Origin of the sequence: Zobellia alginiliquefaciens, from assembly GCF_029323795.1 — a bacterium.
Lineage (GTDB): Bacteria > Bacteroidota > Bacteroidia > Flavobacteriales > Flavobacteriaceae > Zobellia > Zobellia alginiliquefaciens.
In genome coordinates, this window is the sequence record NZ_CP119758.1 from 1674681 (window position 1) to 1699496 (window position 24816).

Below are 24816 nucleotides of genomic sequence, written 5' to 3' on the forward strand. Positions count from 1 at the left end.
TAAAAAATATTGTACAATTATTCCTACTTTTAACATAATTGAAGAGATAACAAGCATTAAATCTCCTCCCTTTATAGGTAAAACAATCTTCCTAAACTCCTATATTTAGGCTATCCTAGACCTACATCCAAGATCATCATAATTATAAATCCGCCTATAAAGCCCATAGTGGCAATATCCGTATATTTATCTTGCTGCGTTTCCGGTATCACCTCTTCCACCACAACAAAAATCATTGCTCCTGCAGCAAATGATAATGCATAAGGTAATATAGGTTGAAATGTCAAAACTGCCCAAGCCCCTAAAACTGCGGCTATGGGCTCCACCAATGCAGATGCCTGCCCATACATAAAACTCTTTGACCTACTAAGACCTTGTCTTCTTAATGGCATGGCAACAGCAAAACCTTCCGGAAAATTTTGTAAACCTATTCCTAAAGCCAATGCTACGGCACCACCGATACTAGCCCCCTCAAAACCCGCAGCTACCCCACCAAAGAGTACGCCAACGGCCAGTCCTTCTGGAATATTATGTAACGTGATAGCCAATGTTAAAAGCGTAGTCCTATGCCAAGGCGTTTTAATACCTTCCTTTTCACTCTCCTTAAAGTTGATATGCAAATGCGGAAGCACCTTATCCAACCCAAAAATAAAGAGAGAACCCAAAAGGAAACCTACAGCGGCGGGGATTACTTTAACAAATCCCTCGCCTGGGCTCATTTCTATACCTGGTGCCAAGAGGCTCCAAAAACTTGCCGCTACCATAACCCCACCGGTAAAACCGAGCATACCATCCAAAAGGGCACGGTTCATTCCTTTAAAGAAAAAAACCAATGCAGCACCTGCTGCAGTTAACCCCCAAGTAAACAGTGTGGCGTAAAATGCCGCCAAAACCGGATCTATGGATTCAAAATAATTAATTATCTCTTGCATATTATTCCGTTATTTTAAGATATAAATTTGCTGCAATCTGGTCCGAGATGCGAATATCCTTCCCTTTGACCTGAATATGCAGCGAGCCATCAAACTCTTCCTTCTCCAACACAAGTATGGTATCTCCCAAAGCTATTTTATTCTTATCCAAAAACTTAAGAAATGGTGCCGATGAATCCTTTACCCCAACACAGGTACCACTTGCTCCAACAGGTATCTCGCTCAGCAATTTCTTCACAGCTTTTTTAAACTCCCCGTTTTTAGATGGAATAGGATCACCATGTGGATCCACCTGAGGATACCCAAGAAGCTTATCTAAGCTATCCGTAAGCTTTTCACTTTTAATGTGCTCTAATTGCTCCGCCACCTCATGAACCTCGTCCCAAGCAAAATTTAATTTATCTACTAAAAAAACTTCCCACAAACGATGTTTCCGTACCAGTGTCAACGCCACTTTTTGTCCGTATTCCGTTAGACAGACCCCTTTATACTTCTTGTAATTAGCAACGCCTTTTTCCGATAGTTTCTTTACCATATCGGTTACTGACGATGGTTTTGTACTCATCTGTTCCGCCACCTCGTTCGTAGAAACAATGTTATTTTCTCCTTTGCCCAGGTGGTAAATCGCCTTTATATAATCTTCTTCTGAGAGTGTCATAAAATTTCAATCAGACAAAAATACATTTTTATATCTAAAAACAAATATTTAGTTTTGTCTAAACTTTTATTTAAGTAAATGAAAATTAATATATCTTATACCTTACTTTTACTAGTAACACTACTTTTTTCTGGTATAGCAAACGGCCAAAACAATGGTATAGAGGGAAAAATCACAGATCACGAAGGTCCGGTTCCATTTGCAAATCTCTACTTAAAAGGAAGTACATACGGAACATCGGCAAATGAAGATGGATTTTTTACTTTGGAAAAAATTCCAGCTGGCACCTATATTTTGAAAGTTTCCGCCATCGGCTATCAAAATTTTTCAAAAAAAATCACCTTTGATAAAAACCAAAACAAGACACTTAATATTGAACTAATTCAAGCATCTGAGCAATTAGAGGAAATGGTGGTTAGTGGAACATTAAAGGCGGTTAGTAGGTCTGAAAGCCCCGTACCCGTAGAAGTGTATAGTCCAACTTTTCTTAAAAAAAATCCTACTGCAAGCATTTTTGAAGCATTACAAAACGTAAACGGTGTACGTCCTCAAATTAACTGTAATGTCTGTAATACAGGTGATATTCATATTAATGGACTAGAAGGTCCTTATACTTTGGTGTTGATAGATGGAATGCCCATTGTTAGCGGATTGGGTACCGTATACGGTTTATCCGGTATTCCTAATTCTCTAATAGAGCAAATAGAAATCGTAAAAGGCCCTGCATCCAGTCTGTACGGAAGTGAAGCGGTTGGCGGCCTGATAAATATTATCACAAAGAACGCTTTAGATGCCCCGACTTTTTTTGCTGACTCCTTTGTAACCGGTTGGGGAGAGCTCAATGTTGATGTTGGAGCAAAGATGAAGATTGGCGAAAAAACGAACGTACTGCTAGGTGTCAATTACTTTAATTATAGCAACCCGATAGATAACAATGGCGATAATTTTACGGACCTCACTTTGCAGGACCGTATTTCCGTGTTTCAAAAATGGGATTTTCAACGTAAGGAAAGCCGTTTGTTCTCTCTTGCCGGCCGTTATTTTTATGAAGATCGCTGGGGTGGAGAAATGCAATGGACACCAGAGTTTAGGGGTGGAGACGAAATCTACGGAGAGAGTATTTATACCAGCCGCTGGGAAATACTGGGCAAATATCAATTGCCTATAGCAGAAAAGGTCCTGTTCTCGTTTTCATATAATGACCATAGTCAAAATTCCGTTTACGGAGACACCCCTTATATAGCTGATCAGCGAATTGGTTTTGCACAATTTACATGGGATAAGAAAATAAAGAAACACGACTTTTTGGTCGGCACAGCGCTCCGATATAATTATTATGATGATAACACCACAGCTACGGTTTCTGCGGACGAGGTAGTAATACCTAGTCTTTTTGTACAAGATGAAATTGCTTTGGCCACTCAGCACTCATTGCTGTTGGGAATGCGCTATGATTATGACGAAAGGCACGGTAGCATCTATACACCAAGAATGGCCTATAGATATAAAATTACGGATAACGATATCCTACGTTTTAATGCAGGTACTGGTTTTAGGGTAGTAAATCTATTTACAGAGGAACACGCCGCGCTTACCGGTGCAAGAGACGTAATCGTTACCGAAGAACTAGACCCAGAGCAGTCTTACAATGCCAATGTGAATTATCTAAAAAAAATATATGCGGATAATGGTACTTTTATAAGTTTGGATGCGTCTCTTTTCTACACGCATTTTACGAACGCCATTTTACCTGATTACGATACCAACCCAAACCAAATAATTTACGACAATCTAGATGGTAAATCCGTTTCAAAAGGCGCCAGCGCCAATATTGATTTTGTATTTCCCAACGGATTTAAATTTCTAATAGGAGCTACTATTCAGGATGTAAGTCAAACAGAAAATGGCATTACGCAAAGACAAATATTAACAGAGAGCTATACCGGAACCTGGAACGCTTCCTACGAATTTAGAAAACTAAATCTATCAGTAGATTATTCGGGCAATCTTTATGGCCCCATGCGCCTACCAACTTTGGGCGAAAGCGACCCGCGAAGCGACTATTCTCCAGTTTGGAGCATACAGAACATTCAATTTACTTGGAAGGGACTAGAAAATTTTGAGTTTTATGGTGGAGTCAAAAACCTATTAGATTGGACACCCAACCGTGGAAATCCTTTTATAATAGCAAGAGCCAACGACCCTTTTGATAGAAATGTCACTTTTGACGCCAATGGCGATGCAGTAGCCACACCCAACAACCCTAATGCATTAACCTTTGACCCATCTTATGTATACGGACCTAACCAAGGTATTCGTGGTTTCTTTGGTTTAAGGTACCGAATTGATTAATTGTACTAGACTTGCATAGAATCGCTACTTTTGAAATCATAACGATTCTATACTGATTTTGGAGCACACAACTCATTTTGACTACATTATTATAGGCGCCGGAGCGGCTGGCTTAATGCTTGCGGATGCCATGGTGGAAGACAGTTTTTTTACTAGCAAATCGATTCTGTTACTTGACAAGGATTCAAAATCATCAAACGACCGCACATGGTGCTTTTGGGAAAAGGGAGAAGGCAAGTTTGATGCTATAGTTTCAAAAAACTGGAATCATATTTATTTTGGTGGACAAAAATTCGCAAGGGATTTCGCTATTGCCCCATATTCTTACAAAATGGTAAGAGGAGCGGATTTTTATAAAGCATATTTTGAAAGGTTAAAAACCAAAGCAAATCTTACATTTCGGCAACAAGCAGTTATTAACGTAACTGAGAATGGCCCTGCCGTAACCGTAGAGACAACAAACAATAGCTACACGGCTGCACAGGTGTTCAATAGCATCTTCGATTATAAAATGGCCACCCATCAAAAAAAATACCCTGTATTACAACAGCATTTTTTAGGATGGACCGTAAAAACAGAAAAACCTGTTTTTAATCCAGGTGAGGTTACCTATATGGATTTTTCAATTCCACAGAAAGGAAATACGCGCTTCATGTACGTTCTACCTTTTTCTAAAAATGAAGCCTTAGTAGAATACACACTATTCTCTGAGCATCGTTTGCCCAAGGAAGCCTACGAAAATGCCTTGGTTGATTATTTAGAAAAAAAACTACAATGCGGCACTTTCCAAATCACCGAAACGGAACAGGGAAGCATCCCCATGACCAGCTATGATTTTAACGAACACCACACGGAAAACATACGATTCATTGGCACTGCCGGAGGTTGGGCAAAACCCAGTACTGGCTACACCTTTATGAGTACCGCAAAGAAAATTCCGGTATTGATCGACTATCTAAAGACAGGCAAACCATTAAACAAATTAAGTTTTAAAAATAGATTTTGGTTTTATGACCTACTGTTTCTAGATGTACTTGCTAAGACCAATGACCAAGGGTATCAAATTTTTGAATCGCTTTTTAACAAATGTGAGCCTCAATTGATTTTTAAATTTCTAGATGAGAAAACTACGTTCCTAGAAGACCTAAAATTTATTTCCGCGTGTCCAACCATGCCTTTCATAAAAGCACTTTTTAACAGGTTAATCTAAACTCTTCTACGCATTAATCCCTCTCCAAAGTCTTGTAGAATTCTCTTCTTATCTTCAGAAATATTGAGTGTTTTAAGTAGTTTAAATGCTTTTTGTGTATAGGTTTCAATAGCTTTTTGTGTGTGTTGCGCAGCACCGCTTTCAACAAAAATCTCTTTTATTATTTCAATTTTAGCAGAAGGGTCTTTGGGCTGAATGGAATACATATCCAACAATTCTTTATTTTGCACTGAAGACCCCAGTTCTAAGGCGTTTAAATACAAATACGTTTTTTTATTTTCAATAATATCACCGCCTACTTGCTTCCCAAAGGTTTTAGGATCACCAAATGCATCAAGATAGTCATCTTGCAACTGAAAGGCAATTCCAAGATTCAATCCAAAATTGTAAATTTCAGTTTGCTCCTTTTCGGAAGCATGGGCAATAATAGCTCCCATTTGCAAAGCTGCGGCAACAAGCACGGCTGTTTTATATTCAATCATTTTTAGATATTCCGGCAAAGTAACATCATCCCGTTCTTCAAAATCAATATCATATTGCTGACCTTCACAGACCTCTAATGCCGTTTTACTAAAAAGCTTGGCCAAGTCTTTAAACGTTTCTCCATCATAGTTTTCAAATAACTGATATGCTGTAATAAGCATAGCATCTCCCGAAAGGATACCTGTATTTATATCCCATTTTTCATGAACCGTAGATTTACCCCTACGCAAGGGCGCATCATCCATAATATCATCATGTACCAAAGAGAAATTATGAAAAGTCTCTACCGCCAAAGCTGCGTCCAATGCCTTTTTATAATCGGTTTCAAATATTTCGGCAGATAGTAAGGTAAGAACCGGTCGTAATCGTTTACCGCCTAATCCTAAAATATAGGTGATAGGGGCATATAGGTTTTCGGGCTCTTTTTTAATTGCCTTTTGTTCTAAAAACGAGATAAACTCAGAACGATAAAATTCGATGGAATGCATTCAAGAAATTTTTTCAAAAATAAGACCAATTAAATAAAGAAACCGCGTTTAGCACATTTTGTAAAAAAATAACTCGGAAAAATGCAATAGATTTGAAAATCATCGTCTTTACTATCGAAGATTAGCTTCAAAAAGCCCTTTAATGACTTCGGAAAACGAAAATTATAATAACCTAAAAACCTTCTTTGACGAAGAATATCGTTCGCTAAAGGCCTATGCAAAATCTAGAATAGATGACGCAACCGATAGAGATGCCGATGATATTGTCCAAGATGTAGCGTTAAAATTATTTTCCAGGTCAGATAGTGCTTTGCCCATCACCAACATTGCCGGATTCGTGTACCACTCTATTCGTAATAAAATTGTGGATTTGATGCGAACGGAAAAACCGGGAGTTAGTTTAGAAGACGAAATGGAAAACAGATTGATCGAGTTTTCCGAACTACTTTATGGAAAATCAGACAACTCCTATTCCGATGAAATGATGGGCGAACTGAAAAAAGCCATTGCCCAATTAAAACCAAATTACCGCAATATTATAGTAGCTATTGATTTTGAAGGCTATACCTATCAAGAACTATCTAATGAAAGCGGCATACCGCAAGGCACATTAATGTCCCGTAGACATAGGGCCTTAGCTATACTTTTAAAAGAACTGGAAATAAAAAAACAAAATAGTAATTAAAAACATTCAATCATGGAAGAGTATATAGAACACAAAGTAAAAAGTAAAGCCGAAAAATACCTAAAAAAAGCGGCCAAGATAATTCTCATTATCATAGCGGGCATAGCCTTTCTGCTTCTCTTCGCCTACATTTTCATGTACTTATGGAACTGGCTTATGCCAGAGATTTTTGGACTCACTACCCTTACCTATTTGCAAGCCGGCGGACTTCTAATTCTTTGCAAAATAATTTTTGGGTGTTTTGGTGAAGGCGGTGGCGGAAAAAAGAAACGGAAGAAACGCCAATCCAAAAAGCCGTTCAACTCAAGACGAAGAGGAATATGCAACGATGATTTCTCTAAATGGAAACACTATGATGCCTTCTGGAAAGACGAAGGAGAAAAAGCTTATGAAAAATATGTAGAAGAAAAGCGTAACGAAAAAGGAGATTCACCATCATAAGGATGTGTTAAATAATTGTAAAACTTAGGAAACTTTTTGTGTTTTTAAAGTTTCCAACCCTATCTTTGCCCACTCTATGAAGGAAAAAATTTTAGATAAGGCAACAGATATGTTCTTAACCTACGGGTTTAAGAGCATTACAATGGATGATTTAGCCAATGAAATGGGCATATCCAAAAAAACGATATACACCCATTTTGAGAACAAAACAAAATTGGTGGAAAATTGTATGGACCACCTCTCGCAGAACATAAGTGCAGGAATCACCCGGATATGCACCTTAAACAAAAACCCAATAGAAGAACTTTATGAGATAAAGAAATTTGTAATGGTAAACTTAAAGGACGAAAAATCATCTCCTCAATATCAATTACAAAAATATTACCCCAAAATTTACAAAACTATTAATCAACGTCAATTTGAGCTTATGCAGGAATGTGTAAAGGATAACATGCAGAGAGGTATAAATCAAGGCTACTACCGTGATAATCTAAATATCAGCTTTGTTTCGCGCATATACTTTTCTGGGGTTACAAGTATAAAGGACCCTCAACTTTTTCCCATAGAAAAATTCCCTATAAAAACATTAATGGATGATTATCTCGAATATCATATACGGGGCATTGTAACCCCAAGTGGAAGAAAAGTGCTAAATGAAATTATCAATTCAAATCACGAATAAATGAAAAACCTATTTATAACAACCATCGCTTTACTTACAACGGTGCTTGCAGTTGCTCAAGACCCACCGGAAAAGACTTATAGTTTTACGTTAGAGGAAGCTATTGCTTTTGCTCTTGAAAATAATTACAGCGCTATTAACGCTGAACGAGATTTAATAGACGCACAAAAACAAAAATGGGAAACCATTGCAGATGGTCTACCACAAATTAACGGATCAGTTAGTTACCAAAATCAATTAAAGCAGCCTGTAACGGTAATTCCCGCCGAGGTATTTGGCGGTGCACCGGGAACTTTTGAAGAAGTTGTCTTTAGTCAAGCTCAATCTGCCACCGCAACGGCCACCTTAACCCAAAAGATTTTTGACGGCTCATATATTGTTGGTGTTCAAGCAACTAAAGCATTCTTAAGTTATAGCGCCAACAATGATGAAAAAACGGACCAGGAGGTTAGAAAATCTGTTGTTGAAGCGTATGGAAACGTATTGTTAGCGCAAGAAAGCGTAGCTATTTTGGAAAAAAACAAAGCCAATTTGGAGAAAAACCTTTTTGAAACCAATAAGCTGTATGAAAACGGACTTGGAGATGAAGAAAGCGTTGAGCAATTACAAATAACATTGTCTTCTATTGAGAGTCAGTTGAAGAATACGGTCCGACTGGAAAATATAACGCGTCAAATGCTGAACCTTGTAATGGGTATTGCCATTGATGCACCTACCCAATTGGAAGAGGATCTGGATAATCTTGTGAAGACTCAAATTGACTTCGCCCTTATGGAGACGGATTTTAATATGGCTAACAATGTAGACTACAAATTAGCCTTGAACCTAACGGAGCAAAGGTTCTTTGAATGGAAACTAGCAAGAAGTAGAGCTTTGCCAACCTTAAGTACTTTTGTAAACTATGGGTCTTCGGCTTTCTCAGATGATTTTAGCTTTTTTAAAGACGAACAAGAGTGGTTTGATTCTTCAATTTTAGGAGTTGACCTTACCATTCCATTGTTCAGTTCAGGAAAACGTAGTGCCGGTACTGCTAGGGCAAAAATTGCCATGGAAAAGGCCAAAACACAACTTTCCGAAGCCGAGGAACAAATACGCCTTCAACTAGAACAGGCCAAAAGCAACTATATTCTTTCTATTGAAGAGTACAAAACCTCTAAACAAAACTTAGGTCTAGCGGAGCGTATTGAAAATAAAAACCAGATTAAATATTCCGAAGGTATTGCTAGTAGCTTTGAACTTCGCCAGGCACAGACCCAACTTTATGATGCCCAACAAGGCTACCTACAATCTATGGTAGAAGTCATCAATAAAAAAACCGAGTTAGAGGTCATTATAAACGAACCCAATTCAAATCTTAAGTAGTTAGGATAAATAACAAATAAACTTATTACGATGAAAAAAATACTATACTTAGCAACTACGGCTCTACTTTTTTCCGCTTGCGGCGAGAAGGAAGCATCTGTTAGCGACATCATTTCACAAGGAGATTTAGAAAGTATCCGAGCTAAAAAAAGTGAGCTTTCAGAACAACAAAAATCCATTGAAGCAGAACTACATAAGTTGGATTCTGTCATATCTACCATGAGCCGGGATGAAAAATTACCTTTAGTCACAACGGTAACGGCCAAAGCGGCACAGTTTGATCACTTCTTGGAACTTCAAGGAAATGTCAAAACAAAGCAGAATGTTCTTGTTTACCCAGAAATGTCAGGTACATTACAACGGGTTTATGTAAAAGAAGGCCAAAAAGTAAGTGCAGGTCAGATTCTTGCAACTATAGATGACGGCGGTATGAGCAGTCAATTGTCTCAACTAAAAACACAAGCTGCATTAAGCAAAACCACTTTTGAGCGCAGAAAACGTCTTTGGGACCAAAAAATAGGCTCTGAAATAGAGTACTTATCCGCAAAAACCAATTATGAAGCTGCCGAAGATGCCATAAAGCAAGCAGAGAGCCAATTAGGAAAATCTACTATAAGAGCGCCTTTTTCAGGAATTATAGATGATGTGATCAAAGATCAAGGTACCGTTGTTTCACCAGGTCCCGGTTCGGAGGTCTTTCGTATTGTAAACCTCTCCGATATGTATATTGAGGTAGATGTTCCCGAAACCTACTTAGACGGAATTAAAGTTGGGAAAGAGGCTAAAGTATATTTTCCAGTTTTAGGAGATACCGTAACTACAAAAGTTAGGCAGACCGGCAATTTCATTAACCCTAGCAATAGAGCTTTCACCATTGAAATTCCCGTTCCCAATAAAAAAGGAAATATAAAGCCCAACCTTACGGCAAAGGTGAACATTAATGATTATACAAGTGAGGATGCCATAGTTATTCCACAAAGTATTATATCAGAAAATGCAGAAGGAGACCAATATGTTTTTATTGCTGAATTAGACGGTGGTGAGAATGAAGCTATCCTGAAGAAAAGTATCATTCAAACCGGTAAAACGCAGGGTAGCCAGATTGAAGTACTATCAGGAATAAATGATGGAGACCATATCATAGAAGAAGGTGCTAGAAGCGTTAAAGATGGCCAGAAGGTTCAAATTTTAAATAACGAGACCGATGAGCAGTAAACAGCAGAAAAACGCTAGTAAAGAGTTTAGCCTATCGTCCTGGGCTATAGACAACCCATCGGTCATTTATGTAATGATCGCTATATTTCTATGGCTAGGGCTAAAATCATATTTCGCGATGCCTCGCGAGGATTTCCCAGAGATTGTAGAGACCAAGATTTACATCAGCACCATATACCCAGGTAACACTGCCGAAGATGTAGAAAGATTACTTACCGACCCCCTTGAAGACCGTTTAAAAAACGTGAGCAACGTGGTAGAGATAACCTCAACTTCTCAAGAGGATTATTCAATTATTACGGTTGAGTTTGATGAGGAATTATCTGTTGAACAGGCAAAACAGAAAATAAAGGACGAAGTTGATAGCGAAAAGGCCAGTGAAGATTGGCCTACTTTCAACAACGCCAAGGTTGAGCCAGATGTGTTTGACCTCAACCTTTCGGAATCGTTCCCTATCATGAACGTAAATTTCACGGGGGATTATCCTGTTGAAAAGCTAAAAGAGTTTGCCGAGTATTTGCAAGACGAGATTGAAGACCTTCCGGAAATTAAAGAAGTTAGTATTCGTGGTGCTCAAGAAAAGGAGGTAGAGATTGCGGTAGACGTCTATAAAATGATGGCTTCTAAAGTCAGCTTTCAAGACGTTATTAATGCCGTAAGCAATGGTAATTCTACCATGTCTGCAGGAAACATTCTATCTGGTGGCCAACGGCGTACCATTCGTATTTTGGGCGAGGTAACAGACCCAAAAGAACTGAATGATTTTGTTGTAAAATCAGAAAACGGAGCAGTCTATTTGAAGGACATTGCCGAAGTCACTTTCTCGGAAGAAGAAAAAACCACTTTTGCCCGTGAATTTGGTAAAAGTGTAGTTATGCTCGATATTAAAAAGCGTTCGGGAAAAAACATGATCGAAGCGACTACCAAGGTTAGGGAAATCGTTAAGAAGGAGCAAGAAAACTATTTTCCGGCAGATTTGAACATCACCATTGCCAACGATTCTTCTGGAAGAACCCTTAACCAGGTAGATGACCTGGTGAATAACATCATCTTTGGAATCATCCTAGTAGTTACGGTCCTCATGTTCTTTTTAGGATTTAGAAATGCCCTTTTCGTAGGCTTTGCCATTCCTATGTCCATGTTCATGTCGTTCATGATATTGAACAACCTGGGCTATACCTTAAATACTATGATACTGTTCGGGATGATTATGGGTCTGGGTATGATGGTAGACAACGGTATTGTGGTAGTGGAAAATGTGTACCGCTTAATGAGTGAAGGTATGTCCCGCACAGAAGCTGCTAAAAAGGGGATTGGTGAAATTGCTTTTCCTATTATCATCTCAACATTAACTACAGTAGCGGCATTCGTACCCTTAGGTTTATGGCCAGGTATTTTTGGGCAGTTCATGATTTACTTCCCTATTACCTTGTCCGTAGTACTTGGTTCTTCGCTTTTTGTTGCAATTTTCATGAACTCTATGTTGGTTTCACAGTTTATGGAAATTGGCGAAAAAGAACTTACCGTAAAGCAGTTAATCCGTATTAGCATCATATTAGGTGGTTTTGGACTCTTTATATTAATTTTTGGAGGAGCAATGAATGGTTTAGGGTCCGTGATGATCTTAACGGCCATCATGTTCTGGATATATAAATATGCTCTAAAAAAATGGGCCATTAGCTTCCAAAATGGTGCTATGGTGCGTTTTGAGAATTGGTACGAGAGAAGAATTGCTCACTCACTTAGGGGCAAGAACGTATACTGGTATTTTGGAATTACCTTTCTCTTACTTATTGGGGTCTTCATGGCTTTTGGAGCATCATTGGGTAGCGGCAGGACTAAAGTTGAATTTTTCCCTGACAACAAACCAAATGAAATCTATGCCTATATTGAATATCCGCAGGGAACGGCAATAGCTAAGACCAATAAGCTGACAAAAGAAATTGAAGCTAGGGTATTCGCCGTTGCCAATCAAGATAAATATACCAATGGTGATTATAACTATTTGGTTGAATCTGCTGTTTCCCAAGTGGGAGAAGGCGCAGGAAACCCACAAACGGATGGTGGTTCCGCAGCAGAAATGCCGCACCGTGGAAAGGTAACCTTATCTATGCGAGAGTTCAAATACAGAAATGGACGCGATACCGAAGTGCTTCGTGGAGAGATACAAGAAGCACTCACAGGAATATACCCAGGTGTAGCCATATCGGTAGAAAAAGAGGCCAACGGGCCTCCGGCAGGTTACCCTATTAACATAGAATTAGAGGGTAAAGACTATACGGAATTGATCAACACCGCTGAAGATGTACGAAACTTTATAAATACCAAAAACATTGCAGGTATTGAGGAGTTGAAAATTGATGTAAACAAGAGCAAGCCCTCAATGCAAGTGGTTGTGGACAGGGAGAAAGCAGGTGAACTTGGTGTTTCCGTAAGTCAAGTGGGACTCCAATTGAGACGTTCGCTTTTTGGTGAAAAAGCAGGTGTTTATAAACTTGATGGAGAGGATTACGACATTAACGTTCGTTTTAATGAAGATATCAGGTATAACAAAAACGCCCTGTTCAATCAGAACATCATTTTTAGAGATCCTGCAAACGGCCAAATAAAGGAAATTCCGGTTTCGGCAGTAGCCAAACAGAGAAATTCTTCCGGCTTTAGCGCCATAAAGCACAAGGACAAAAAAAGAGTGGTAACCGTATATTCTCAACTGAAACCCGGATTTAGTGATGCGGGTGCCATTGTAGCGGAAATCCAAAAGGAGATGGAAAACTTTAAGGGACTTCCGGAAGATGTAAAAATTGACTTTACCGGTCAGATTGAAGAGCAAAACAAGCAAATGCAGTTCTTGGTAGGGGCATTCTTTTCTGGATTGGGATTAATTATGTTGATTTTAATTTTCCAATTCGGAGGTATCTCCAAACCTCTTATTATTATGATTGCCATCTTTTTAAGCTTCATAGGAGTGTTTGGCGGATTGATTGCTACCGGATGGTCTTTTGTTATTATGATGACCATGATGGGAATTATCTCACTCGCTGGTATTGTAGTAAACAATGGGGTTGTGTTACTTGATTATACCCAAATACTTATTGATCGGAAGAAAGTAGAATTGGGCCTTAACGATAAAGATCTAATTTCCTTGGAAGAGGTTACTGAAATCATTACCAAAGGAGGTAAAGCTAGGTTACGACCTGTAATCCTTACTGCGATCACAACAGTCTTAGGGCTTATTCCTTTGGCTATTGGTCTAAATATAGATTTCTTCTCGCTCTTCTCAGAGTTTGATGCAAAAATTTATATGGGTGGTGATAATGTGGTGTTCTGGGGTCCATTGGCATGGACAGTTATCTTTGGATTGATCGTTGCAACCTTCCTAACATTGATAATCGTTCCCGTATTATTCAATATTACCTATAGAATTAAGATTGCGGTATGGGGAAGAAAAAAAGAACGACCAGGAACAACAGAAAATAGTTTAGAAGCCTCTGTTTAAAAACTGAGTTTTATTGCATAGAAAAACCCCGCCGATTGGTGGGGTTTTTTGTTTTTTGTAAATAAAATTTAATTATTTATTCTCGTTCGCAGGTACCGGAATAGCCGCTGGCACATTGTCGGTTGTTCTGTCATTTGGTAATTCTGCCAGTCTACCAAATCTTCTCATATCAATCCATCTATGTCCTTCTGCAAACAAGGAATATCTTCTGTTGTATAACAATTCATCTTCCAACGCCGCCGCTGTTGTAGCTCCCGAATACGCTGGTAGACCAGCTGCACCCCTTAAAACATCTAGAGCGGCAACGGCTTCCGTAGGATTCGTAGCCATGTTTGCCTCTGCATATAATAAAATAAGCTCTTCGTTTCTAATTAGAGGGACATTATCAGTAAGGCTTGAATAAATAGCTACATCATGCGTTCCTACAAGGTCTGAAGCCTCACGATTCTCTTCTCTTTCGATAGCTTTACTTAATCTAGCGTCACCATCTTCCGCGTCTGTAATAAAGCTGGCGTGCGCTACCCTAACGTTAGCCTCTTGGTTCAGGGCTATAAAAAGAGGGTTGGGAAGATCGGCTCCACTTAAAGAAAATGTGTGATAAATTCCTTTTCTCAAATCACCATTAAGTTCAAAAAATGAATCTTCCAGAGCAGCTAAAACAGCCGGATAGTTACCTCTATAAGCCTCTACTCTAGCTAATAAAGCACGGTTAAACTCCAGCATATCCGCAGGTGTCACCGCCAAAATATCGCCAGTGGTAGCATCAGTTTTCCTTAAATCATTGAATCCTGCTGGAATCTCGAAAGGAAAAGCATCTCCTCCGGAACCTAAATCTGTTGCAGACGAAGCAAGTAAATCAGCTATAGCGGCCAAAGCCCCTGCTCGATCAACAAATTCTCCTAGACTTTCAGAATCAGTAACATCAATACGAATACCATTGTCATGTTGATTGTTGCTAAGCATTAACAATTCATAAGCTTTGAACGTATTTAGAGCGCCTCTGGTTGCAGATATTTCGGCGGCAGATAAATCCGATGTAGTATTATCCAAACCTTCCAACATTAAGTTTGCATTCTTTATGGTTGCATACCTAGCTCCCCATGGGGTAGTTACGTAGAATGTATTATTGTTTAAGTTTCCTACCACAACGTCTCCTTCATATCTTGGGTCAGAAGATGTAAAGTAATAATACTCCCTACCTACTATACTGAGCACATCTGTATTGGTAGAAAGACCTACACGCATATCAGAAAGCACTCCTGTAAGTGCCTGAGGCAACTCTCCTCTGGACAAATCATCGGATATAGACGACGTACTTGCCCCATTTAAACTTTCACCACCATCTAGCTCACATGCTGTTACTAGTAAAATAGCCGCAATAATGGTTACTATTTTTAGTTGTTTTATAATTTTCATTTTGCTAATTTTTTAAATTAAAATTGCACGGATATATGCATCATGTACCTCTTAGATGAAGGAAACGGTGTTACCTCTACACCAGACGAAAGACCAGTGCCTCCAAAGTTTGATACTTCGGGGTCATAACTGTTATAGTCAAAAATATTGATTAGGTTGTTACCCGAAAGGCCAACTTTTACTCCAGATACAACCCCTTTAAACCATTGTTGAATATTCTGTTCCGGCACGGTATAATAGAACCCTAGTTCACGTAACCTAAGATAAGAAGCATCCTCAACAAACGGAGTAGCGTTACCTGCAAAAATACCATTGTCAACCCGGTAAACCCCATTTGGAATAACTCCATTTGGATCAATTGAAATTTCATCATAGTCTGCACTAGTTCCTCCAAAATCAGATAATAACTTGGACAGGTTGATGTTATCTCCTCCTTTTTTCCAGTGCCATAAGAAAGAAAGAGCAAAGTTTTTATATTTTAAACTATTAGTAAGAGATGTTTGAAAATCAGGTGCGGCGTCTCCTAATTGCACAACTTCCCCATCTAAATTAGTACCTACAATTTGAGTTACACTTTTACCTTCTTCAATTCTAAAGGTTCCTAGACCAGTACCAAATCCTCCGGTATCGTAAGCTGGAACATCCATACGAATCATTTCGGATTCATTGGTCCACCAATTTAATGTAGCATCCCATGTAAAATCTTCTTTATCAATAATTGCTGCATTTAAAGCAACTTCAATACCATTATTCTCTAATTCACCTGCATTTTCCCATTTTGTAGAAAAACCAGAAGAAGGCTCTGTATTGGCTAAAAGCAACAAGTCATCTACATTCTTTTTATAATACGTCAACTCAAGACCTAAACGGTTTTTAAACATCCCTAAATCAATCCCCAGTTCCAATTCTTTTTGTCTTTCAGGTAAAATATCCGGATTACCTTGTGTAAGGGGCACAACAATACCCACATTACCATCTATCAAAGTACTTTCATAAACCGTATAAAGAGAGCCAAATCTTGCAAAGGTACCAGCCTCACCGTAAGCTGCCCTAAGCTTCAACCGATTTACTAAAGCATCATCACTCCAAAAATCAAAACTATTTAAGTTAACGGCCAAAGATGCCTTTGGATAAAAGAATAATTCATTAATATCCGCATTGTTTGTAGACTTATCACCACGGACACCCAAAGCTCCAATAAACTTATCTTGATAATTAATGGTCTCTTGAACAAAAAAGCCAAAATCTTCTTGTTCCAACCTAGTTTGATTTACCTTTTGGTTAGCGCTTTGGTCTAAGTTAGTTTCCGATGCAATTAAATCAGTGGCAACAACACTTACCGTATTTCTGGAAAACTGTTCGTTGGTAACACCCGCTTGTGTATTAAAGGACAAGTCGTTATCCGTAAAATAGTTATGCACCAAAAAACCAGAATAGTTAGCATTCTTATTATTCGTATTGGTAATACCTGATACTCCGTTTACACCTCCTTGGTCAGGACGTTGGAACTGAAGCTCTTTGGGAAAGATTACCTTTGCTTCCATATTATAAGTATCTACACCTACCCTTGCAATAAATTTAAGACTTGAGTTATCTTTTCTAAAAATATTCACATCTAAATTTCCACCTAGTATAAATCTATTTACACGCTCATTATTAGTAAACAAATCTCTTGTCTGTAATGGATTTGAAGAATTATTTGGGTGATCAGGATAGTTTCCGTTTGCATCAGGCTCAAGGAAATCCCAAGGACGTGTATTTGTCAATGCCACCCCAATGGTTGTTCCCGTATTATCGTTGTTGAAAAAACCTCTATCTGCCGAAGAACTAATATAATTCGTATTTAGTCCTAATTTAATATTCTCATTGAATTTATGCTCTACATTCAATCTAAAGGAACTCTTTTTATAGCCCGTATTTTTAACGATACCATCTTCGTCATTATTTGAAATACCTGCATAAAAGGTAGTTTTATCACTTCCACCAGAAGCACTAACATTGGTATTGGAAATGAGCCCCTCTTCTCCAAAGATTTCTTTCTCATAATCTCTAAGTTTTCCTGCAGACGCTGCCGCAGCGTAAAGAGCACCTTCTCCATACTGTTCCTCCGCCAAAGCTTCCGACCAATCTCTTTGACCTTGTAGTCTAATAATTTTATTAAAACCGAAACCTTGGGACAAACTCACCTTTGTCTTTCCAGACTTACCTTTTTTAGTAGTAATTATTACTACACCTGCAGCTCCTCTAGAACCATATATTGCTGCAGCAGAAGCACCTTTAAGGATTTCTATATTGGCAATATCATCTGGATTCAAATCTGCAATCCTATTGGTAGCGTTATCTTGGTTGGATGCACTACCACCGGCAGCAGCTCCGGAAACATCGTTTAGACCACCAGATGCAATACTACTGTTGTCTACATACACCCCATCTACAATATACAATGGTTGTGAATTTCCGTTAATGGAAGTAATTCCTCTAAATTTTATGGACATACCACCACCCGGCGCACCAGAATTTGCACTTACAACGGCGCCCGTGAATTTACCCGCCAAAGCACCATCCAGAGTTTTTGGTGGGGTTACCCCTGCTAGTTCGGCAGCAGAAACTGTTGCCACCGCATTCGCTAAGTTTTTTCTTTTTACCGTGGTAGCCAACCCAGAGACCACAACTTCTTCTAACCCCATGGCTGATTCTTCTAGAACCATGTTTAATGGAGATGCACTTGTTACTTTTGCTTCTCTTGAAGCATACCCCAGTGAAGAAAATACAAGTGTTACCGGAAACTCATCAACAGAAATTTCATAATTACCGTCAAAATCAGATGTTGTTCCGTTTGTTGTTCCTTTTACTACAATGCTCGCCCCAGGAAGTGGCAAATCAGTAGCATCTGTTATAGTCCCCGAAATCGTTCCTTGAGCAAATACCGTAATCGGCAGTGTCAAAAACGCAAGGAAATACAACTTTCTCAGTAAAGTTTGTTTCATTTTCAAAGTTTTGAATTAGTTATTTTAAAAGCAAGATAACCAAGAATTGTTACAAATCTAAAATATGTGTTAAATTTTAGCATATTTAGTAACTTTTCTTGAAATACAATCTTACAAAAATGACAGATAGAATTTTTTAGCCGTTACCATCATATCTTCTTACATTTGCTCTTTTAAATCAACACATACATGTACAGAAGCCATACTTGCGGAGAATTACGTGAATCGCATATTAATACCAAAGTAACCCTATCTGGATGGGTCCAAAAAACCCGTGATAAAGGTTTTGTGGTCTGGGTAGACCTTCGTGATCGTTACGGTATTACCCAGTTGGTTTTTGATGAAGATCGTACGTCTTCAAAATTACTGGAACAGGCAAGACATTTAGGCAGGGAATTTGTTGTACAAGTGACGGGAGAAGTTATTGAAAGGTCATCAAAAAATCCAAATCTTGCCACTGGTAACATTGAAGTTTTGGTTGACGAGGTAATTGTTTTAAATGAATCCAAAACACCTCCTTTCACCATAGAAAATGAAACGGACGGTGGTGAAGACCTTAGAATGAAATATCGCTATTTGGATATTCGTAGAAACCCAGTAAAGAGCAATCTTATTTTTAGAAGTAAGGTTTCCATGGAAGTGCGAAAGTATCTTAGCGACCAAAATTTTATCGAAGTTGAAACTCCATACCTCATAAAATCAACTCCGGAAGGAGCTCGTGATTTTGTTGTACCGAGCCGTATGAATGAAGGTCAGTTTTACGCTTTGCCGCAATCTCCACAAACTTTTAAGCAATTGCTTATGGTTGGAGGCATGGACAAATACTTTCAGATCGTTAAGTGTTTTCGCGATGAAGACCTAAGAGCGGACAGACAACCGGAGTTCACCCAGATTGACTGTGAAATGGCTTTTGTGGAACAGGAAGATATTCTTGATGCTTTTGAAGGTCTTACCAAACATTTACTAAAAGAAATAAAGGGAGTAGAAATATCTGCTTTCCCTAGAATTACATATGATGATGCCATGCGCATCTACGGAAACGACAAACCGGATATTCGCTTTGGAATGGAGTTTGGAGAACTGAATGAAGTTGCTCAACATAAAGAATTTAATGTATTCAACTCCGCAGAATTGGTAGTTGGTATCGCGGTTCCTGGTGGAGCAAGTTATACGCGTAAGGAATTAGATGCCTTGGTAAATTGGGTTAAGAGACCTCAAGTTGGTGCTAAAGGAATGGTCTATGCAAAATATAATGAAGACGGAAGTTTTAAATCTACCGTAGACAAATTTTACGATCAAGAAGACCTAACAAAATGGGCAGAAGCTACGGAGGCCAAACCCGGAGATTTAATTTGTGTGCTTTCCGGTGATGCCAATAAAACCCGTGCTCAACTAAGTGCCCTAAGAATGGAACTTGCCGAAAGACTAGGCTTAAGAAAAGCAGATGAATTCGCTCCGTTATGGGTTATAGATTTTCCTTTGTTGGAACTTGATGAAGAAACCGGAAATTATCATGCCATGCACCATCCATTCACTTCTCCAAAACCAGGTCAACTAGAATTACTGGAAACCGACCCGGGAGCTGTACGTGCCAATGCCTATGATTTGGTACTGAACGGTAACGAAATAGGGGGCGGTTCTATTCGTATTCACGATAAAGAGGTACAGAGCGTAATGTTCAAGCACCTAGGATTCACTCCCGAAGAAGCACAAGAACAATTTGGCTTTCTTATGGATGCTTTTCAATATGGAGCACCACCACATGGCGGCATAGCTTTTGGTTTAGACCGATTGGTATCTATTCTTGGAGGTCAGGAAACCATACGGGATTTCATTGCTTTCCCAAAGAACAATAGTGGTCGTGATGTTATGATAGATGCTCCCGCAGCCATTGACCAAGAACAACTTAGAGAACTAAATCTAAAACTGGATATTAAAGCTTAGAAAGCTAATCCCGCTTAACAGCGGGATTTTTTTTATACTTTTAGATAGCATAGCAAATCTTTCTAATGCCCACTAAACTAAAAAGACTATCTACTAAATTCTTAAAGTGGCGATATAAAAATATCTCCAACAAGACCTTTACCCAGCTTATGAGTGTGTTGGTTGGTCTTTTGGCAGGTCTGGTATCCGTAACCTTAAAGAACATTGTGTACTTTATTGAAGTTTCGTTGGAAAAGGGAATTCTTATTTCCAACAACGGACTTTACTTTATTTTACCGATAATAGGTCTTACTCTGGTCTATCTATATGTAAAATTCATTCACAAAGAGCAGCTACAACATGCAGTCTCTTCTATTCTTTTTTCACTCTCTAAGAAGAAAGGAGTAATAAAACCAAAGCACATTTACACCCAACTTATTACCGCCCCATTAACCATTGGTTTTGGTGGTTCTACAGGATTGTTAGGTCCTGCTGTGGCTTCTGGAGCAGCCATAAGCTCCAACCTGGGGCGTTTCTTTCATATTAATGCCAAAACAAGGTCACTGCTAATTGCCTGTGCTTCTGCCGGAGCCATCTCATCTATATTTCAATCACCTATTGCAGCTATTATTTTTGCAGTTGAAGTTTTTAGTTTGGATTTTACCATGCTTTCCATGCTTCCACTTTTGTTGGCCTCTATTTCCGGTGTGCTTACTTCTTATTTCTTTTTAGGTAATGAAGTACTTTTTAACTTTACCCTGACCCAGAATTTTGAAGTAAAGGATACCTTCTTTTATATTATACTAGGTATAGGAACAGCTTTCGCTTCCATCTACTTTACCCGAATGTACTTTGGCATTCAAAAATTGTTTTCTCGTTTAAAAACTCCAAAATATAAACTACTGGTAGGTGGTGTTGCCATAGGTATTATGCTTTATTTCATTCCACCTTTGTACGGGGAAGGCTTTAGTTTTATAAATGACCTCCTGCATGGCGATCACATTAAGGCATTGGGCAAAACCCCGTTCGACAAATTCACCCAGAATATTTGGGTAGTTATAGCATTACTAATCGGTATAACCATATTTAAAGCAGTGGCGATGACCACCACATTAGCAGCCGGTGGTGCCGGAGGAATCTTTATTCCCACCATGGTCATGGGTAGTGCATTGGGCAATGTAATGGCTAAGATCGTGAACCATTCTGGACTAGGGTTTTCAGTTTCCGAGAGCAATTTTACGCTAATTGGTATGGCCGGTCTTATCTCCGGCGTGCTGCACGCCCCTTTGACAGCCATATTCCTTATTGCTGAAATAACAGGAGGTTACGAGTTGTTCGTACCCTTAATGATTACAGCTTCCATTTCATATCTTATAACAAAGAATGCCATTGATTATACTATATACACACGAGAGCTAGCCAAAAACGGAGACCTACTAACTCACAATAAAGACCAATCGGTATTAACATTGATGAAATTAGACGATGTAATTGAAACGGATTTTAAAACCGTAAACCCGGATATGAATTTAGGAGACATGCTACATAAGTCCGTTGCTAAGTCCGCTAGAAATATTTTTCCCGTTGTCGATAAGAATCAGTCTTTAGTAGGTATTGTTCTTTTGGACGACATTAGAGAATTTATGTTTGATACTTCGCTCTACGAAACCACAAAAGTGGAAACCTTTATGCACAACGCCCCAGAGCATATTTTTTATGGGAAGGACAGCATGCAAAAAGTAATGGAAAAATTTCAAAATAGTGGTGCTTGGAACCTACCGGTCATCAAAGAAGGAAAATACGTTGGTTTTGTATCAAAATCCAAACTCTTGACCGCCTACCGAAGAGAACTCATTAATTTTACCAGATAAGGTCTAAAAGGTTTTGTAATTTTGCCCCTACTATGAAATATCTTGTTTCTATAATTACAATAGGCTGTTTTGCAGCGATCATCTATGGCTTCAACATTCAAGAGGAAAACCTTCCGTTAAGCCATAAATTTATAGGTTCCGGTACGCTGGGACTGTTCCTAGTGGCTATGCCTTTATTTCTTTTCGTTTATAGCAGAGGAAAAAAAATGAAAGACTACATGCTGACCGAGGAAAACATTAAAAAGATGAGAGAGCGAGAATCTGAAAAGCCTGATAATCAACAATCTTAATTACAAAAAATACTTCATTTTGACTTTGCCTAATTAAAAAATTTATAATTTAGTTGGAAACTTTTATCAACTAATTTCTATTAATCATGACTGGCACAGTAAAATTTTTCAATGAATCCAAGGGATTTGGGTTTATTACAAACGATGACACAGGAAAGGACATTTTTGTACACGCAACGGCGCTAAACGGTACAATTCTTAATGAGGGTGACAAAGTAGAATATGCAGAAGAAGAAGGCCGTAAAGGCATTGTAGCCGCACAGGTTCAGGTTGTAGGCTAATATATAAAGCTATCGACATTAGCAACCCTGACGAAAATCGTCAGGGTTTTTCATATCCAATACCTACTAGTTCAGATTTCTTCTTTCAATAAAAAATCGTTTTAATAACTCACTTGCTTCAGCCTCTAACAAACCACCAACCACTTCCGTCTTTGGATGCAATTTTGTTCCCATAACCCCATAGCCTCTTTGAGGGTCTTTTGCCGCATAGACTATTTTTGAAATCTGACTCCAATAAAGGGCTCCTGCACACATCTGGCAAGGCTCTAGCGTAACATAAAGCGTACAGTTCTGTAAATATTTACCCCCTAAAAAATTAGCGGCCGCGGTAATGGCCTGCATTTCTGCATGGGCGGTAACATCATTAAGTTGCTCTGTAAGATTATGGGCCCGAGCAATGACCCGGTCCTGAATTACAATAACGGCTCCAATAGGCACCTCACCCTTTTCATAAGCGGCTTCAGCTTCTTGAAGCGCTTTTTTCATATAATAAGTATCATCAAAGGGCTGTAACATACAAAAGTCTTAAAAATGATATTCAAAAGTATCACTTTTAAGACAACCTTAGATGTACTTATTTTAAAAAAAGGCCCCGCCCAGTTCCCCCGAAAAGAACGAGACCTATAAAAAAACTATTTCTTAATTTTTATCAAAATAGAATAAAGCTTCATAAATTACTTCTCCTTGGGAATCATATTCTTCATAAGTCAACCGCAAACTCTCAGAGTCAAAAATCACTTTTTGATATTCGTACACATCGGCGTCACCTACTTCATAAATATCAGACTCTATACCTTCTTTCCCCTAGTCCAAATATGACTTGTAATTTGATTAGCGAAAAGCGAAGTACATAAAGCATCAGCATATAAAAACTTGCCGTGAATGTGCTTAAATCTAAGAATAGTGCGATGTTAGTACTTGGAGAAGGTGGTCTTTTTCATTTTTTTAGTTGGTTTGGTCTGGTTAATTATTTTTTACTCAAGTCCCTAAACTTGGCTTTATGGATTTTAAATCATCCCATCGCGTTACAAAAACGTTTTTTAGATACTCAAAACTAGTAATTTAGACATTTGTACAAAATACCCAATAGTGGGTATTTCTATTTATTTTAAGCTGAAAATTCATCAAAATAGGTGATTTTGATTACAATAATTAACAATCTCAATAGATGATTTGAATTTGAGTTTTGATAAAATATTCTTTCTATGCGTAGCCGTAGTGTGCGTGCTAATATTCAATTTATCCGAAATTTCTTTTGTGGTGTACCCTTTGGCCAACAACCTTACAATATCAAACTCGCGATTGCTTAAACAGTCAATCAAAAGGGTTTCCGAATAGTTTTTATAAAACAGGGTTTCATATTCATTCTGATGGTTTAGCTTTTTACAAACGCCAACCATAGGTTGCTTTTTTACATTACCCATTACCGTGTTCTGAGAAAAGCCTAAAATAGGTTTCCCCTTACTATCAAAATATAATGGGGTTTGGTGCACCTGAATATTTACGTACTTCCCTTTCTTATTTTTTAGTCTGTAGTTCCATGAATATACACAATGAATACGTTCTTCCTTAGGAACATTACTCATGGTAAAAATCATGAGGTCATCTAGAATCAACAACCAATTTGGAACATCCTCAGGATGAATGTTAGAGAAATGAAACGACATTCCTTTTTCCAAAGCATTCTTTTTTTTGTATCCTAAGAGCTTTTCATAATTATCACATATATACTCGTACTTCTGATCTACGGTATTCTGCACCAGAATGTAGGATTGCATTTTAGGTAGATAGCGATCTAGCTCCTCTAGTTTTTTGATGTGCTTATCCACGGCCTTATAATCGATAGTAGCATCAGTACTAAAAGTTTTTTCGTAGGACTCCAAATTTAAACTCATTGTACTCTGTTTGGTTGACGTTTTTAGCCAAATAAAGGCATTAAAAGTCACGATACCCTTAGAAAAAGAGTACCTCAAGTAAAACGCGGGGCAGCTTAGTCAAACATAACAGGGTTGTGCTCAAAAAAAAATACCCTGTAGAGGGTATT

Annotated in this window: 19 protein-coding genes; 12 read left to right on the top strand and 7 right to left on the bottom strand. The window is 38.5% G+C overall.

Annotation, left to right across the window (positions count from 1 at the left end):
- Positions 1–110: 110 nt before the first annotated feature.
- Together P0077_RS07110 and P0077_RS07115 are read right to left on the bottom strand one after the other, a co-directional pair.
- Positions 111–932: a ZIP family metal transporter gene (locus P0077_RS07110; protein ID WP_276168433.1), complete on the bottom strand. Its 822-nt coding sequence runs from the start codon at positions 930–932 to the stop codon at positions 111–113.
- Position 933: 1 nt separating this feature from the next.
- The gene (locus tag P0077_RS07115; protein ID WP_276168434.1) at positions 934–1590 is read right to left on the bottom strand and encodes a metal-dependent transcriptional regulator; all 657 of its coding nucleotides are present in this window, start codon (positions 1588–1590) and stop codon (positions 934–936) included.
- A 78-nt stretch (positions 1591–1668) separates the two neighbouring features.
- On the opposite strand from P0077_RS07115, the gene P0077_RS07120 reads away from it, so the two are divergent.
- Together P0077_RS07120 and P0077_RS07125 are read left to right on the top strand one after the other, a co-directional pair.
- Positions 1669–3942: a TonB-dependent receptor gene (locus P0077_RS07120; protein WP_276168435.1), complete on the top strand. Its 2274-nt coding sequence runs from the start codon at positions 1669–1671 to the stop codon at positions 3940–3942.
- A 58-nt stretch (positions 3943–4000) separates the two neighbouring features.
- Positions 4001–5152, top strand: a complete 1152-nt coding sequence (locus tag P0077_RS07125; protein ID WP_349292977.1) for a lycopene cyclase family protein — start codon at positions 4001–4003, stop codon at positions 5150–5152.
- Here P0077_RS07125 and P0077_RS07130 read toward each other — a convergent pair.
- Complete coding sequence (locus P0077_RS07130; protein WP_276168436.1) at positions 5149–6123, bottom strand: polyprenyl synthetase family protein; 975 nt, start codon at positions 6121–6123, stop codon at positions 5149–5151. The two genes, P0077_RS07125 and P0077_RS07130, sit on opposite strands and share 4 nt — an antisense overlap.
- A gap of 142 nt (positions 6124–6265) precedes the next feature.
- On the opposite strand from P0077_RS07130, the gene P0077_RS07135 reads away from it, so the two are divergent.
- The 6 genes from P0077_RS07135 (at position 6266) to P0077_RS07160 (ending at position 14004) form a co-directional block, all read left to right on the top strand.
- Complete coding sequence (locus P0077_RS07135; RefSeq protein WP_276168437.1) at positions 6266–6808, top strand: RNA polymerase sigma factor; 543 nt, start codon at positions 6266–6268, stop codon at positions 6806–6808.
- 12 nt (positions 6809–6820) lie between these two features.
- A complete protein-coding gene (locus P0077_RS07140; protein WP_276168438.1) occupies positions 6821–7249 on the top strand; it encodes a hypothetical protein in 429 nt (142 codons plus the stop codon).
- Positions 7250–7325: 76 nt separating this feature from the next.
- Positions 7326–7931 (top strand): TetR/AcrR family transcriptional regulator, encoded by a 606-nt coding sequence (locus P0077_RS07145; RefSeq protein ID WP_276168439.1) that lies wholly within the window; start codon positions 7326–7328, stop codon positions 7929–7931.
- Positions 7932–9293: a TolC family protein gene (locus tag P0077_RS07150; protein WP_276168440.1), complete on the top strand. Its 1362-nt coding sequence runs from the start codon at positions 7932–7934 to the stop codon at positions 9291–9293.
- 30 nt (positions 9294–9323) lie between these two features.
- A complete protein-coding gene (locus P0077_RS07155) occupies positions 9324–10508 on the top strand; it encodes an efflux RND transporter periplasmic adaptor subunit (protein ID WP_276168441.1) in 1185 nt (394 codons plus the stop codon).
- Positions 10498–14004, top strand: coding sequence for an efflux RND transporter permease subunit (locus P0077_RS07160; RefSeq protein WP_276168442.1), 3507 nt, complete (start codon positions 10498–10500; stop codon positions 14002–14004). The genes P0077_RS07155 and P0077_RS07160 overlap by 11 nt, the downstream gene beginning before the upstream one ends.
- 72 nt (positions 14005–14076) lie before the next feature.
- Here P0077_RS07160 and P0077_RS07165 read toward each other — a convergent pair whose 3' ends face one another.
- Together P0077_RS07165 and P0077_RS07170 are read right to left on the bottom strand one after the other, a co-directional pair.
- Complete coding sequence (locus tag P0077_RS07165) at positions 14077–15420, bottom strand: RagB/SusD family nutrient uptake outer membrane protein (RefSeq protein ID WP_276168443.1); 1344 nt, start codon at positions 15418–15420, stop codon at positions 14077–14079.
- 17 nt (positions 15421–15437) lie between these two features.
- Positions 15438–18407: a SusC/RagA family TonB-linked outer membrane protein gene (locus tag P0077_RS07170; protein WP_276168444.1), complete on the bottom strand. Its 2970-nt coding sequence runs from the start codon at positions 18405–18407 to the stop codon at positions 15438–15440.
- A 189-nt stretch (positions 18408–18596) separates the two neighbouring features.
- Here P0077_RS07170 and aspS point away from each other — a divergent pair, with 189 nt between their 5' ends.
- From aspS to P0077_RS07190, 4 genes are all read left to right on the top strand, one after another.
- Complete coding sequence (aspS, locus tag P0077_RS07175) at positions 18597–20351, top strand: aspartate--tRNA ligase (protein WP_276168445.1); 1755 nt, start codon at positions 18597–18599, stop codon at positions 20349–20351.
- Between the two features lie 65 nt (positions 20352–20416).
- Positions 20417–22201 carry a chloride channel protein gene (locus tag P0077_RS07180; protein WP_276168446.1) on the top strand — a complete coding sequence of 595 codons (1785 nt, stop codon included), beginning with the start codon at positions 20417–20419 and terminating at the stop codon, positions 22199–22201.
- Between the two features lie 32 nt (positions 22202–22233).
- Entirely contained in the window at positions 22234–22491 is a 258-nt protein-coding gene (locus P0077_RS07185; protein ID WP_276168447.1) for a hypothetical protein, read from the top strand.
- Between the two features lie 86 nt (positions 22492–22577).
- The gene (locus P0077_RS07190) at positions 22578–22772 is read left to right on the top strand and encodes a cold-shock protein (protein WP_194525144.1); all 195 of its coding nucleotides are present in this window, start codon (positions 22578–22580) and stop codon (positions 22770–22772) included.
- A 66-nt stretch (positions 22773–22838) separates the two neighbouring features.
- Here the strand turns inward: P0077_RS07190 and P0077_RS07195 are convergent, their stop codons facing one another.
- Both P0077_RS07195 and P0077_RS07200 read right to left on the bottom strand, forming a co-directional pair.
- Complete coding sequence (locus P0077_RS07195; protein ID WP_276168448.1) at positions 22839–23288, bottom strand: nucleoside deaminase; 450 nt, start codon at positions 23286–23288, stop codon at positions 22839–22841.
- Positions 23289–23896: 608 nt separating this feature from the next.
- Complete coding sequence (locus P0077_RS07200; RefSeq protein WP_276168449.1) at positions 23897–24667, bottom strand: LuxR C-terminal-related transcriptional regulator; 771 nt, start codon at positions 24665–24667, stop codon at positions 23897–23899.
- Positions 24668–24816 lie beyond the last annotated feature (149 nt).

Coding starts and splice junctions, on each gene's coding strand:
- P0077_RS07110 (WP_276168433.1), bottom strand. CDS start 932: ATGCAAGAGATAATTAATTATTTTGAATCCATAGATCCGGTTTTGGCG.
- P0077_RS07115 (WP_276168434.1), bottom strand. CDS start 1,590: ATGACACTCTCAGAAGAAGATTATATAAAGGCGATTTACCACCTGGGC.
- P0077_RS07120 (WP_276168435.1), top strand. CDS start 1,669: ATGAAAATTAATATATCTTATACCTTACTTTTACTAGTAACACTACTT.
- P0077_RS07130 (WP_276168436.1), bottom strand. CDS start 6,123: ATGCATTCCATCGAATTTTATCGTTCTGAGTTTATCTCGTTTTTAGAA.
- P0077_RS07135 (WP_276168437.1), top strand. CDS start 6,266: ATGACTTCGGAAAACGAAAATTATAATAACCTAAAAACCTTCTTTGAC.
- P0077_RS07140 (WP_276168438.1), top strand. CDS start 6,821: ATGGAAGAGTATATAGAACACAAAGTAAAAAGTAAAGCCGAAAAATAC.
- P0077_RS07145 (WP_276168439.1), top strand. CDS start 7,326: ATGAAGGAAAAAATTTTAGATAAGGCAACAGATATGTTCTTAACCTAC.
- P0077_RS07150 (WP_276168440.1), top strand. CDS start 7,932: ATGAAAAACCTATTTATAACAACCATCGCTTTACTTACAACGGTGCTT.
- P0077_RS07155 (WP_276168441.1), top strand. CDS start 9,324: ATGAAAAAAATACTATACTTAGCAACTACGGCTCTACTTTTTTCCGCT.
- P0077_RS07160 (WP_276168442.1), top strand. CDS start 10,498: ATGAGCAGTAAACAGCAGAAAAACGCTAGTAAAGAGTTTAGCCTATCG.
- P0077_RS07165 (WP_276168443.1), bottom strand. CDS start 15,420: ATGAAAATTATAAAACAACTAAAAATAGTAACCATTATTGCGGCTATT.
- P0077_RS07170 (WP_276168444.1), bottom strand. CDS start 18,407: ATGAAACAAACTTTACTGAGAAAGTTGTATTTCCTTGCGTTTTTGACA.
- aspS (WP_276168445.1), top strand. CDS start 18,597: ATGTACAGAAGCCATACTTGCGGAGAATTACGTGAATCGCATATTAAT.
- P0077_RS07180 (WP_276168446.1), top strand. CDS start 20,417: ATGCCCACTAAACTAAAAAGACTATCTACTAAATTCTTAAAGTGGCGA.
- P0077_RS07185 (WP_276168447.1), top strand. CDS start 22,234: ATGAAATATCTTGTTTCTATAATTACAATAGGCTGTTTTGCAGCGATC.
- P0077_RS07190 (WP_194525144.1), top strand. CDS start 22,578: ATGACTGGCACAGTAAAATTTTTCAATGAATCCAAGGGATTTGGGTTT.
- P0077_RS07195 (WP_276168448.1), bottom strand. CDS start 23,288: ATGTTACAGCCCTTTGATGATACTTATTATATGAAAAAAGCGCTTCAA.
- P0077_RS07200 (WP_276168449.1), bottom strand. CDS start 24,667: ATGAGTTTAAATTTGGAGTCCTACGAAAAAACTTTTAGTACTGATGCT.